The sequence below is a fragment of the Streptomyces sp. NPDC001513 genome, from assembly GCF_042894695.1.
GTDB lineage: Bacteria > Actinomycetota > Actinomycetes > Streptomycetales > Streptomycetaceae > Streptomyces.
The window spans coordinates 68,198-80,904 of sequence record NZ_JBIAVU010000015.1 but is presented as its reverse complement, the minus strand read 5'-3'; the positions used below and the strand labels follow the sequence as shown (position 1 = coordinate 80,904).

11 protein-coding genes are annotated in these 12,707 nt (G+C 69.9%); all 11 read left to right on the top strand.

The window, feature by feature from the left end:
• Positions 1 to 2: 2 nt before the first annotated feature.
• The 11 genes from ACFYZ4_RS30435 to metK all read left to right on the top strand — a co-directional run bounded on the left by ACFYZ4_RS30435 (position 3) and on the right by metK (position 12,680).
• Positions 3 to 1,289 (top strand): dihydroorotase, encoded by a 1,287-nt coding sequence (locus tag ACFYZ4_RS30435; protein WP_351302221.1) that lies wholly within the window; start codon positions 3 to 5, stop codon positions 1,287 to 1,289.
• Entirely contained in the window at positions 1,286 to 1,867 is a 582-nt protein-coding gene (locus tag ACFYZ4_RS30430) for a hypothetical protein (protein WP_351302219.1), read from the top strand. The genes ACFYZ4_RS30435 and ACFYZ4_RS30430 overlap by 4 nt, the downstream gene beginning before the upstream one ends.
• A complete protein-coding gene (gene carA / locus ACFYZ4_RS30425; protein ID WP_351598038.1) occupies positions 1,864 to 3,012 on the top strand; it encodes a glutamine-hydrolyzing carbamoyl-phosphate synthase small subunit in 1,149 nt (382 codons plus the stop codon). Before ACFYZ4_RS30430 ends, carA begins: the two co-directional genes overlap by 4 nt.
• Positions 3,005 to 6,313 (top strand): carbamoyl-phosphate synthase large subunit, encoded by a 3,309-nt coding sequence (gene carB / locus ACFYZ4_RS30420; protein ID WP_351302214.1) that lies wholly within the window; start codon positions 3,005 to 3,007, stop codon positions 6,311 to 6,313. The genes carA and carB overlap by 8 nt, the downstream gene beginning before the upstream one ends.
• Before the next feature lie 90 nt (positions 6,314 to 6,403).
• Positions 6,404 to 7,513, top strand: a complete 1,110-nt coding sequence (locus ACFYZ4_RS30415; RefSeq protein ID WP_351302211.1) for a quinone-dependent dihydroorotate dehydrogenase — start codon at positions 6,404 to 6,406, stop codon at positions 7,511 to 7,513.
• Complete coding sequence (gene pyrF / locus ACFYZ4_RS30410) at positions 7,510 to 8,352, top strand: orotidine-5'-phosphate decarboxylase (RefSeq protein ID WP_351302208.1); 843 nt, start codon at positions 7,510 to 7,512, stop codon at positions 8,350 to 8,352. The genes ACFYZ4_RS30415 and pyrF overlap by 4 nt, the downstream gene beginning before the upstream one ends.
• Before the next feature lie 304 nt (positions 8,353 to 8,656).
• Positions 8,657 to 8,980, top strand: a complete 324-nt coding sequence (locus ACFYZ4_RS30405; protein ID WP_030008746.1) for an integration host factor — start codon at positions 8,657 to 8,659, stop codon at positions 8,978 to 8,980.
• Positions 8,981 to 9,041: 61 nt separating this feature from the next.
• Positions 9,042 to 9,605, top strand: a complete 564-nt coding sequence (gene gmk, locus ACFYZ4_RS30400; RefSeq protein WP_030706348.1) for a guanylate kinase — start codon at positions 9,042 to 9,044, stop codon at positions 9,603 to 9,605.
• Between the two features lie 75 nt (positions 9,606 to 9,680).
• On the top strand, positions 9,681 to 9,953 hold the full coding sequence (rpoZ, locus tag ACFYZ4_RS30395; RefSeq protein WP_004948662.1) for a DNA-directed RNA polymerase subunit omega: 273 nt from the start codon (positions 9,681 to 9,683) through the stop codon (positions 9,951 to 9,953).
• A gap of 107 nt (positions 9,954 to 10,060) precedes the next feature.
• Complete coding sequence (gene coaBC, locus ACFYZ4_RS30390; RefSeq protein WP_351302204.1) at positions 10,061 to 11,275, top strand: bifunctional phosphopantothenoylcysteine decarboxylase/phosphopantothenate--cysteine ligase CoaBC; 1,215 nt, start codon at positions 10,061 to 10,063, stop codon at positions 11,273 to 11,275.
• Positions 11,276 to 11,471: 196 nt separating this feature from the next.
• Positions 11,472 to 12,680: a methionine adenosyltransferase gene (gene metK, locus ACFYZ4_RS30385; protein WP_384349697.1), complete on the top strand. Its 1,209-nt coding sequence runs from the start codon at positions 11,472 to 11,474 to the stop codon at positions 12,678 to 12,680.
• The last annotated feature ends 27 nt before the right edge of the window (positions 12,681 to 12,707 follow it).

Here is a 12,707-nt window from a genome sequence, read left to right as displayed (position 1 = left end):
CCATGAGCAAGATCCTTATCCGTGGCGCGAAGGTACTCGGCGGCGAGGCGCAGGACGTCCTGATCGACGGCGAGACCATCGCCGAGGTCGGCCAGAACCTGTCCGCCGAGGGCGCGACCGTCATCGAGGCGGAGGGCCAGGTCCTCCTCCCCGGCCTCGTCGACCTGCACACCCACCTGCGCGAGCCCGGCCGCGAGGACTCCGAGACCGTCCTCACCGGCACCCGCGCCGCCGCCTCCGGCGGCTACACCGCCGTGTTCGCCATGGCGAACACCTTCCCGGTCGCCGACACCGCCGGCGTCGTCGAGCAGGTCTGGCGCCTGGGCAAGGAGTCCGGCTACTGCGACGTGCAGCCCATCGGCGCCGTCACCGTCGGCCTGGAGGGCAAGCAGCTCTCCGAGCTGGGCGCCATGCACGACTCCGCCGCCCGCGTCACCGTCTTCTCCGACGACGGCAAGTGCGTCGACGACGCCGTGATCATGCGCCGCGCCCTGGAGTACGTGAAGGCCTTCGGCGGCGTCGTCGCCCAGCACGCCCAGGAGCCCCGCCTCACCGAGGGCGCCCAGATGAACGAGGGCATCGTCTCGGCCGAGCTCGGTCTGGGCGGCTGGCCGGCCGTCGCCGAGGAGTCGATCATCGCCCGCGACGTCCTCCTCGCCGAGCACGTCGGCTCCCGCGTCCACATCTGCCACCTCTCCACCGCCGGCTCCGTCGAGATCGTCCGCTGGGCCAAGTCCCGCGGCATCGACGTCACCGCCGAGGTCACCCCGCACCACCTCCTCCTCACCGAGGAGCTCGTGCGCTCGTACAACGCGGTCTACAAGGTCAACCCGCCGCTGCGCACCGAGCGCGACGTGCTGGCCCTGCGCGAGGCGCTCGCCGACGGCACGATCGACATCGTCGCCACCGACCACGCCCCGCACCCGCACGAGGACAAGGACTGCGAGTGGGCCGCCGCCGCCATGGGCATGGTCGGCCTGGAGACCGCGCTCTCCGTCGTCCAGCAGACGATGGTGGAGACCGGGCTGCTCGACTGGGCGGGCGTCGCCGAGCGGATGTCCTTCGCCCCGGCGCGCATCGGCAGCCTGGAGAACCACGGCCGTCCCGTCTCGGCAGGTGAACCCGCGAACCTGACCTTGGTCGATACCTCGTACCGTGGTGTCGTGGACCCCGCACACTTCGCCTCCCGCAGCCGCAACACGCCTTACGAGGGCCGTGAGCTGCCGGGGCGCGTCACTCACACCTTCCTGCGGGGCCGGGCAACGGTCGTGGACGGGAAACTGGCGTGACACCTGCAGTAATCCAACTGGCCGCCGAGGCCGCCGAACGACAGTCGGCGGAGGTGACCAGCTTCGGTGCCCGCATGGCGTGGGTGATCGGCCTGGTCGTGTTCGTCGTGTTCGTGTACTGGCTGATGCGGCAGGGCTGGAAATGGCGCGGCGCTCTGCAGAACGATCTGCCGGAGCTGCCCGCCGCCCCCGACGGTCTTCCCGAGCACCGGCTGGCCCTGACCGGCCGGTACCACGGGTCCACCACCGCCGGGCAGTGGCTCGACCGGATCGTCGCCCACGGTCTGGGCCTGCGCAGCCGGGTCGAGCTCACGCTCACCGACACGGGCCTCGACGTGGTCCGACCGGGGGCCAACGACTTCTTCGTACCGGCCGCGCAGCTGCGCGGCGCCCGCCTCGACAAGGGAATCGCGGGCAAGGTACTCACCGAGGGCGGTCTGCTCATCGTCACCTGGGCGCACGGCGACAAGCTGATCGACTCCGGATTCCGCTCCGACCGCGCGGCCGAACACGCCGCCTGGGTCGAAGCGATCAACCTCATGAACCAATCCATCACGACGGAAGGCGCCGAACGATGACGACCTCCACCAGGGGAGCAGCCAAAGCTCCCGCCGTACTCGTCCTGGAGGACGGTCGGATCTTCCGCGGCCGTGCCTACGGCGCTGTGGGGGAGACCTTCGGCGAGGCCGTGTTCTCCACCGGCATGACCGGATACCAGGAGACCCTCACCGACCCGTCGTACCACCGGCAGGTCGTCGTGATGACCGCCCCGCACGTGGGCAACACCGGCGTCAACGACGAGGACCCCGAGTCCTCCCGCATCTGGGTGGCCGGCTACGTCGTCCGCGACCCCGCCCGCGTCCCCTCGAACTGGCGCTCGCAGCGCTCGCTGGACGAGGAGCTGGTCAAGCAGGGCGTCGTCGGGATCTCCGGCATCGACACCCGCGCCCTGACCCGCCACCTGCGCGAGCGCGGCGCCATGCGCGTCGGCATCTTCTCCGGCGACGCCTGGACGGGCATCCGCGACGAGGCCCTGCTGGCCAAGGTCCAGTCCCAGCCGCAGATGAAGGGCGCGAACCTCTCCGCCGAGGTCGCCACCAAGGAGGCGTACGTCGTCCCCGCGATCGGCGAGAAGCGCTTCACCGTCGCCGCCGTCGACCTCGGCATCAAGGGCATGACCCCGCACCGCATGGCCGAGCGCGGCATCGAGGTGCACGTGCTGCCGGCCACCGCCACCGTCGAGGACGTGTACGCGGTCAACCCGGACGGCGTGTTCTTCTCCAACGGCCCGGGCGACCCGGCCACCGCCGACGGCCCCGTCGCCGTCATGCAGGGCGTCCTGGAGCGCAAGACGCCGCTCTTCGGCATCTGCTTCGGCAACCAGATCCTGGGCCGCGCGCTCGGCTTCGGCACCTACAAGCTGAAGTACGGCCACCGCGGCATCAACCAGCCGGTGCAGGACCGCACCACCGGCAAGGTCGAGGTCACCGCGCACAACCACGGCTTCGCCGTCGACGCGCCCCTCGACAAGGTCTCCGAGACCCCCTACGGCCGCGCCGAGGTCTCCCACGTCTGCCTGAACGACCAGGTCGTCGAAGGCCTCCAGCTGCTCGACCAGCCGGCCTTCTCCGTCCAGTACCACCCCGAGGCGGCTGCCGGCCCGCACGATGCCGCGTACCTCTTCGACCGTTTCGTCACCCTGATGGAGGCCGAGCGTGCCTAAGCGCACCGATATCCAGTCCGTCCTGGTCATCGGCTCCGGCCCGATCGTCATCGGACAGGCCGCCGAGTTCGACTACTCCGGCACCCAGGCCTGCCGCATCCTCAAGGCCGAGGGCCTGCGGGTCATCCTGGTCAACTCCAACCCCGCGACGATCATGACCGACCCGGAGATCGCCGACGCCACGTACGTCGAGCCGATCACCCCCGAGTTCGTCGAGAAGATCATCGCGAAGGAGCGCCCCGACGCGCTGCTCCCCACCCTCGGCGGCCAGACCGCGCTCAACACCGCGATCTCCATGCACGAGCAGGGTGTGCTGGAGAAGTACGGCGTCGAGCTCATCGGCGCCAACGTCGAGGCCATCAACAAGGGCGAGGACCGCGACCTCTTCAAGGGCGTCGTCGAGGCCGTCAAGGCCAAGATCGGCTACGGCGAGTCCGCCCGCTCGGTCATCTGCCACACGATGGACGACGTCATCAAGGGCGTCGACATCCTCGGCGGCTACCCCGTCGTCGTGCGCCCCTCCTTCACCATGGGCGGCGCCGGCTCCGGCTTCGCCCACGACGAGGACGAGCTGCGCCGCATCGCCGGCCAGGGCCTCACGCTCTCCCCGACCACCGAGGTGCTCCTGGAGGAGTCCATCCTCGGCTGGAAGGAGTACGAGCTGGAGCTGATGCGCGACACCAAGGACAACGTGGTCGTCGTCTGCTCCATCGAGAACTTCGACCCGATGGGCGTCCACACCGGCGACTCCATCACCGTCGCCCCGGCGATGACGCTGACCGACCGCGAGTACCAGCGGCTGCGCGACATCGGCATCGCGATCATCCGCGAGGTCGGCGTCGACACCGGCGGCTGCAACATCCAGTTCGCGATCGACCCGGCCGACGGCCGCGTCATCGTCATCGAGATGAACCCGCGCGTCTCGCGCTCCTCGGCGCTCGCCTCGAAGGCCACCGGCTTCCCGATCGCCAAGATCGCCGCCAAGCTGGCCATCGGCTACACGCTCGACGAGGTCCCCAACGACATCACCGAGAAGACCCCGGCCTCCTTCGAGCCGTCCCTCGACTACGTCGTCGTCAAGGCCCCGCGCTTCGCCTTCGAGAAGTTCCCGCTCGCCGACGCCACCCTCACCACCACCATGAAGTCGGTCGGCGAGGCCATGGCCATCGGCCGCAACTTCACCGAGGCGCTTCAGAAGGCCCTGCGCTCCCTGGAGAAGAAGGGCTCGCAGTTCACCTTCGTCGGCGACCCGGGCGACAAGGACGAGCTGCTGCGCACCGCGGTCCGCCCGACCGACGGCCGCATCAACACCGTCATGCAGGCCATCCGCGCCGGCGCCACCCAGGAGGAGGTCTTCGAGTTCACGAAGATCGACCCCTGGTTCGTCGACCAGCTCTTCCTCATCAAGGAGATCGCGGACGAGCTGACCGCCGCCGACAAGCTCTACCCCGAGCTGCTCGCCGAGGCCAAGCGCCACGGCTTCTCCGACGCCCAGATCGCCGAGATCCGCGGCCTGCGCGAGGACGTCGTCCGCGAGGTCCGCCACGCGCTGGGCGTCCGCCCGGTCTACAAGACGGTCGACACCTGCGCCGCCGAGTTCGCCGCGAAGACCCCGTACTTCTACTCCTCGTACGACGAGGAGTCCGAGGTCGCCCCGCGCGAGAAGCCCGCGGTGATCATCCTGGGCTCCGGCCCGAACCGCATCGGCCAGGGCATCGAGTTCGACTACTCCTGCGTCCACGCCTCCTTCGCGCTCAGCGACGCCGGCTTCGAGACCGTGATGGTCAACTGCAACCCGGAGACCGTCTCCACGGACTACGACACCTCCGACCGCCTGTACTTCGAGCCGCTGACGCTCGAAGACGTGCTGGAGATCGTCCACGCCGAGTCGCTGGCCGGCCCCATCGCCGGCGTCATCGTCCAGCTCGGCGGCCAGACCCCCCTGGGTCTCGCCCAGGCGCTCAAGGACAACGGCGTGCCCGTCGTCGGCACCTCCCCGGAGGCCATCCACGCCGCCGAGGACCGCGGCGCCTTCGGCCAGGTCCTCGCCGAGGCCGGCCTGCCGGCCCCCAAGCACGGCACCGCCACCACGTTCACGGGTGCGAAGGCCATCGCCGACGAGATCGGCTACCCGGTCCTCGTCCGCCCGTCCTACGTGCTCGGCGGCCGCGGCATGGAGATCGTCTACGACGAGGCCCGCCTCGAGTCGTACATCGCCGAGTCCACCGAGATCTCCCCGACCCGCCCCGTGCTGGTCGACCGCTTCCTCGACGACGCGATCGAGATCGACGTCGACGCCCTCTACGACGGCCACGAGCTCTACCTCGGCGGCGTCATGGAGCACATCGAGGAAGCCGGCATCCACTCCGGCGACTCGGCCTGCGCCCTGCCCCCGATCACCCTCGGCGGCTACGACATCAAGCGCCTGCGCGCCTCCACCGAGGCCATCGCCAAGGGCGTCGGCGTCCGCGGCCTGATCAACATCCAGTTCGCGATGGCGGGCGACATCCTCTACGTCCTGGAGGCCAACCCGCGCGCCTCCCGGACCGTCCCCTTCACCTCGAAGGCCACCGCCGTCCCGCTCGCGAAGGCCGCCGCCCGCATCTCGCTCGGCACCACCATCGCCGAGCTGCGCGAGGAGGGCCTGCTGCCGAAGACCGGCGACGGCGGCACCCTGCCGATCGACGCGCCGATCTCCGTCAAGGAGGCCGTCATGCCGTGGTCGCGCTTCCGCGACATCCACGGCCGCGGCGTGGACACCGTCCTCGGCCCGGAGATGCGCTCCACCGGCGAGGTCATGGGCATCGACGCCGTCTTCGGCACCGCCTACGCCAAGTCGCAGGCCGGCGCCTACGGCCCGCTGCCCACGAAGGGCCGGGCGTTCATCTCCGTCGCCAACCGCGACAAGCGCTCGATGATCTTCCCGGCGCGCGAGCTCGTCGCCCACGGCTTCGAGCTGATGGCCACCTCCGGCACCGCCGAGGTGCTGCGCCGCAACGGCATCAACGCCACCATCGTGCGCAAGCTCAGCGAGGGCGAGGGCCCGAACGGCGAGAAGACCATCGTCCAGCTGATCCACGACGGCCAGGTCGACCTGATCGTCAACACCCCGTACGGCACCGGCGGCCGCCTCGACGGCTACGAGATCCGCACGGCGGCCGTGGCCCGCAGCGTCCCCTGCCTCACCACGGTCCAGGCACTCGCCGCGGCCGTCCAGGGCATCGACGCGCTCAACCGCGGCGACGTGGGCGTGCGCTCCCTCCAGGAGCACGCGGAGCACCTGACCGCGGCCCGCGACTAAGCAGCCCGTACAGCCCGGAAACGGGAGGGGGGACACCGGTTTCACGACGGGTGTCCCCCTTTCCATGAGCGCAGAGGGATCCTCTCGACGATGTACGAACTCTTCTTCAACCTGGTCTTCAAGCGGATGGACCCGGAGAAGGCCCACTACACGGCCTTCCGCTGGATCCGCCTCGCCGCCCGCACCCCCGTGCTGCGCACCTTCGTGGCGGCCTGGCTCGCCCCCCGCCACAAGGAGCTCCGCACCGAGGCCCTCGGCCTGCGCATGCACGGCCCCTTCGGCCTCGCGGCCGGCTTCGACAAGAACGCCGTGGCCATCGACGGCATGTCGATGCTCGGCTTCGACCACGTCGAGATCGGCACGGTCACGGCCGAGCCGCAGCCCGGCAATCCCAAGAAGCGGCTGTTCCGCCTCGTGCCGGACCGCGCGCTGATCAACCGCATGGGCTTCAACAACGAGGGCTCCGCGGCCGTCGCGGACCGCCTGGCGGCCCGTCGGCCCGTCTTCAGGACCGTCGTCGGCGTCAACATCGGCAAGACGAAGGTCGTACCGGAGGAGGAGGCGGTGGCGGACTACGTCGCCTCCACCGAGCGGCTCGCCCGCCACGCCGACTACCTCGTCGTGAACGTCTCCTCGCCGAACACCCCGGGCCTGCGCAACCTCCAGGCCACCGAGTCGCTGCGCCCGCTGCTGACGGCCGTACGGGAGGCCGCGGACCGCACCGTGACCGACCGCCGGGTCCCGCTGCTGGTCAAGATCGCCCCCGACCTCGCGGACGAGGACGTGGACGCGGTCGCCGACCTGGCCCTGGAGCTGGGCCTCGACGGCATCATCGCGACCAACACCACCATCGCGCGCGACGGGCTGGGCCTGAAGTCCTCCCCGGAGCTCGTGAAGGAGACCGGCGGACTGTCCGGCGCCCCGGTCAAGGAGCGCTCGCTGGAGGTCCTGCGCCGCCTGTACGCCCGTGTGGGGGACCGGCTGGTCCTCGTCGGCGTCGGCGGCATCGAGAACGCCGAGGACGCCTGGCAGCGGATCCTGGCCGGGGCCACGCTGATCCAGGGCTACAGCGCCTTCATCTACGAGGGCCCCTGCTACGCCCGCGCCATCCACAAGGGCCTGGCCGCGCGCCTGGCCGTCAGCCCGTACGCGACGCTCGCCGAAGCGGTGGGCGCCGAGACCCGAAAGGCCGCGAAGTGAGCCCTGTGACCCCGTTCGGCACCCGCCTGCGCCAGGCGATGGACACCCGCGGCCCGCTGTGCGTGGGCATCGACCCGCACGCCGAGCTGCTGGCCCAGTGGGGCCTGTCCGACGACATCGCGGGCCTGGAGCGGTTCTCCCGCACCGTCGTGGAGGCGCTCGCGGAGTCGGTGGCGGTCTTCAAGCCGCAGGCGGCCTTCTTCGAGCGGTTCGGCTCCAAGGGCGTGGCCGTCCTGGAGCAGACCGTCGCGGACGCCCGCGCGGCCGGGACCCTGGTCGTGATGGACGCCAAGCGGGGCGACATCGGCTCGACCATGGCCGCGTACGCCTCGGCCTTCCTGGACCCGGCCTCGCCGCTGTTCTCGGACGCGCTGACCGTCTCCCCGTACCTGGGCTACGGCTCCCTGAAGCCGGCGGTGGACCTGGCCCGCGCCTCGGGCGCCGGCCTGTTCGTGCTCGCCCTGACCTCGAACCCGGAGGGCGCGGAGGTCCAGCGGGCGGTCCGGGAGGACGGCCGGACCATCGGCGCGACGATGCTGGCGCACCTGGCGGCGGAGAACGCGGACGCCGCCCCGATGGGGTCCTTCGGCGCGGTGGTCGGTGCCACCCTGGGCGACCTGTCCTCCTTCGACCTGGACATCAACGGGCCGCTGCTGGCCCCCGGCATCGGCGCGCAGGGCGCGACGGCGGCGGATCTGCCGGCGGTGTTCGGCAAGGCCGTGCGCAACGTCGTCCCGAACGTGTCGCGGGGCGTCCTGAAGCACGGCCCGGACGTCACGGCGCTGCGCGACTCGGCGCGCCGGTTCGCCGACGAGATCGGCGAGGCCGTCTCCGCGTAATCGTTCGCCCGAAGAGGCCGCCCGCGTCCCTCGCGGCGCGGCCTCTCGCACTTCTTGGCGAAACCTGAACGCTCTTCATCGGACAAAACAGAGGTATTTTGTCCGTGATGTACGGTTCAGTGGAGGCTGACCAGGACTTTTCGTCCGTTCTCGCTGACTAGAGCGGTGTTGGCCGCTAGTCTCCGAGCAGAGTGAACGTGCAGCGAACGCGTTTCGATCGCTGTTCGGGAGCTCGCCAGGTGTGGTGCCTTCGGGCTGCCCACCGGTCCGTATCCGACAGTTCGACATCCGAGGTGACGTAGGCGTGGCTCTTCCGCCCCTTACCCCTGAACAGCGCGCAGCCGCGCTCGAAAAGGCCGCCGCGGCTCGCCGGGAGCGGGCCGAGGTCAAGAATCGACTCAAGCACTCCGGCGCCTCGCTCCAAGAGGTCATCAAGACGGGCCAGGAGAACGACGTCATCGGCAAGATGAAGGTCTCGGCCCTGCTGGAGTCGCTGCCTGGCGTGGGCAAGGTGCGCGCCAAGCAGATCATGGAGCGTCTCGGCATCTCCGAGTCCCGGCGTGTCCGAGGTCTCGGTTCCAACCAGATCGCCTCTCTGGAGCGCGAGTTCGGCAGCACCGGCGCCTGAGGCGTCGACTGAAGTTCTCCCGGCGTTCTCAGGCAGTCCCGAGAACCTGGATAATCGCTCTATGGCAGCAGAGGTTCGTCCGCGGCTGACCGTGCTCTCCGGCCCCTCAGGGGTCGGCAAGAGCACGGTCGTCGCGCATATGCGCAAGGTTCACCCCGAGGTATGGCTCTCGGTGTCGGCCACCACCCGCAAGCCGCGGCCCGGTGAGCGACACGGAGTCCACTACTTCTTCGTCAATGACGACGAGTTCGACAAGCTGATCGCCAACGGCGAGCTGCTGGAGTGGGCCGAGTTCGCGGGCAACCGCTACGGCACACCGCGCGGCGCGGTGCTGGAACGCCTGGACAACGGCGAGCCGGTACTGCTGGAGATCGATCTCCAGGGGGCACGGCTCGTCCGCGAGTCCATGTCCGACGCCCAGCTCGTTTTCCTGGCCCCGCCGAGCTGGGACGAACTGGTCCGCCGGCTCACCGGCCGCGGCACCGAATCGGCCGAGGTGATCGAGCGCCGGCTCGCCTCCGCCAAGATCGAGCTCGCTGCCGAGTCGGAGTTCGACACCACCCTGGTCAACACCTCCGTCGAGGACGTGGCGCGTGAGCTGCTAGCCTTGATGGAAGTCGTCTGATTCGTTGGTCGATTTTTCATGATCGAGCGGATCCTGATCGATTCGATCTTTCCCACATTCTTCGGAAGGTAGAGCGTGTCCTCTTCCATTACTGCGCCCGAGGGCATCATCAACCCGCCGATCGACGAGCTGCTCGAGGCTACTGACTCGAAGTACAGCCTCGTGATCTACGCGGCCAAGCGCGCGCGTCAGATCAACGCGTACTACTCGCAGCTCGGTGAGGGCCTGCTGGAGTACGTCGGCCCGCTGGTGGACACCCACGTCCACGAGAAGCCGCTTTCGATCGCGCTGCGCGAGATCAACGCGGGTCTGCTGACCTCCGAGGCCATCGAGGCCCCGGCCCAGTAAGGCGCGAGAAATCCTTTCACCACAGGCCCGGCAGAACATCTGCCGGGCCTGTGGTGTGTCATGGGGAGGAACGACGGACGTGGACAAGGCTCGAAGGGGAGTGCGTGGTGGGTAAGCCGAAGGTCGTGCTGGGGGTCAGTGGCGGGATCGCCGCCTACAAGTCGTGCGAGCTGCTCCGCCTGCTGACCGAGTCCGGCCACGACGTGCGGGTGGTGCCCACGGCGGCCTCCCTGAACTTCGTCGGCGAGGCGACCTGGGCCGCCCTGTCCGGGAACCCGGCCTCCACCGAGGTGTGGGAATCCGTCCACGAGGTGCCGCACGTGCGCATCGGGCAGTCCGCCGACCTCGTCGTCGTCGCCCCGGCCACCGCCGACATGCTGGCCAAGGCCGCCCACGGGCTCGCCGACGACCTGCTCACGAACACGCTCCTCACCGCCCGATGTCCGGTGGTCTTCGCCCCCGCCATGCACACCGAGATGTGGGAGCACCCCGCCACCCGGGAGAACGTGGCCACGCTGCGCCGCCGCGGCGCCCTCGTCATCGAGCCCGCGGTCGGCCGGCTCACCGGCAAGGACACCGGCAAGGGGCGGCTGCCCGACCCGGCCGAGATCTACGAGGTGTGCCGCAGGGTCCTGGCGCGCGGGGTGGGCGAGCCGGACCTCGCGGGGCGGCACGTGGTGATCAGCGCGGGCGGCACGCGGGAACCGCTGGACCCGGTCCGCTTCCTCGGCAACCGCTCCTCCGGCAAGCAGGGCTACGCCCTCGCCCGTACGGCCGTCGCCCGCGGGGCCCGCGTCACCCTGGTGGCGGCCAACACCGCGCTGGCCGACCCGGCCGGGGCGGACGTCGTACGGGTGGGGACGGCCGTACAGCTGCGGGAGGCCGTGCTCAAGGCGGCCGCGGACGCCGACGCCGTGGTGATGGCCGCCGCCGTGGCCGACTTCCGGCCCGCCGAGTACGCGGGCGGGAAGATCAAGAAGAAGGACGGGGAAGACCCCGCGCCGGTCGCCCTCGTACGCAATCCGGACGTCCTCGCGGAGATTTCGGCCGACCGGGCCCGGGCCGGGCAGGTCGTGGTGGGATTCGCCGCCGAGACCGACGACGTCCTCGCCAACGGCCGGGCCAAGCTCCTCCGCAAGGGATGTGATCTTCTCGTCGTGAACGAGGTCGGCGAAGCCCGTACCTTCGGTTCCGAGGAGAACGAGGCGGTCATCCTGTCCTCTGAGGGGTCTGAGATCCAGGTGCCCTATGGACCGAAGGAAGCGCTGGCCGAAGCCATTTGGGATCAAGTGTCCGTCCGGCTGACGCCGCGACGCGCCTGAGCCGATTGCCCTTCTCCTGGTCACCTCCGTGGGTCAGAATGAGGTGCCGCAGGTCACACGGCTCCCATAAGGCGAGACGGGTGGTCCCGGAAACGGTGGCGACCGATAAACTGCATGAGGAACGTGATCGGGCGCAGCCCCCGGTGTGGTTCCGCCAAATGATCAGCCAGCAGCCGCTGCAACCCCAGGGAGCGTTGTGTCCCGTCGTCTGTTTACCTCGGAGTCCGTGACCGAGGGCCACCCCGACAAGATCGCTGACCAGATCAGCGACACGATCCTCGACGCGCTCCTCTCCGAGGACCCGACCTCGCGCGTGGCCGTGGAGACCCTCATCACCACCGGTCTCGTGCACATCGCGGGCGAGGTGACGACGAAGGCCTACGCGCCGATCGCGCAGCTCGTCCGGGAGAAGATCCTCGAGATCGGCTACGACTCCTCGAAGAAGGGCTTCGACGGCGCCTCCTGTGGCGTGTCGGTGTCCATCGGTGCCCAGTCCCCTGACATCGCGCAGGGCGTCGACACCGCCTACGAGAAGCGGGTCGAGGGCGACGAGGACGAGCTCGACAAGCAGGGCGCCGGCGACCAGGGCCTGATGTTCGGCTACGCCTGCGACGAGACCCCCGAGCTCATGCCGCTCCCGATCCACATCGCGCACAAGCTCTCGCGCCGGCTGTCCGAGGTCCGCAAGAACGGGACCATCCCGTACCTGCGCCCCGACGGCAAGACCCAGGTCACCATCGAGTACGACGGTGACAAGGCCGTGCGCCTGGACACCGTTGTGGTCTCCTCGCAGCACGCCTCGGACATCGACCTGGACTCGCTGCTCGCACCGGACATCCGCGAGTTCGTCGTCGAGCACGTGCTGGCCCAGCTCGTCGAGGACGGCATCAAGCTCGACACCGAGGGCTACCGCCTGCTGGTGAACCCGACCGGCCGTTTCGAGATCGGCGGCCCGATGGGCGACGCCGGCCTGACCGGCCGCAAGATCATCATCGACACCTACGGCGGCATGGCCCGCCACGGTGGCGGCGCGTTCTCCGGCAAGGACCCGTCCAAGGTCGACCGCTCGGCCGCCTACGCCATGCGCTGGGTCGCCAAGAACGTGGTCGCCGCCGGCCTCGCCTCGCGCTGCGAGGTCCAGGTCGCGTACGCCATCGGCAAGGCCGAGCCCGTCGGTCTCTTCGTCGAGACCTTCGGCACCGCCAAGGTCGAGGTCCAGAAGATCGAGGACGCGATCGGCGAGGTCTTCGACCTGCGCCCGGCCGCGATCATCCGTGACCTGGACCTGCTGCGCCCGATCTACGCCCAGACCGCCGCCTACGGCCACTTCGGCCGTGAGCTGCCGGACTTCACCTGGGAGCGCACCGACCGCGTCGACGCGCTGCGCGCGGCCGCCGGTCTGTAAGCACCACTGCTCGTAGGCGTTCGGCCC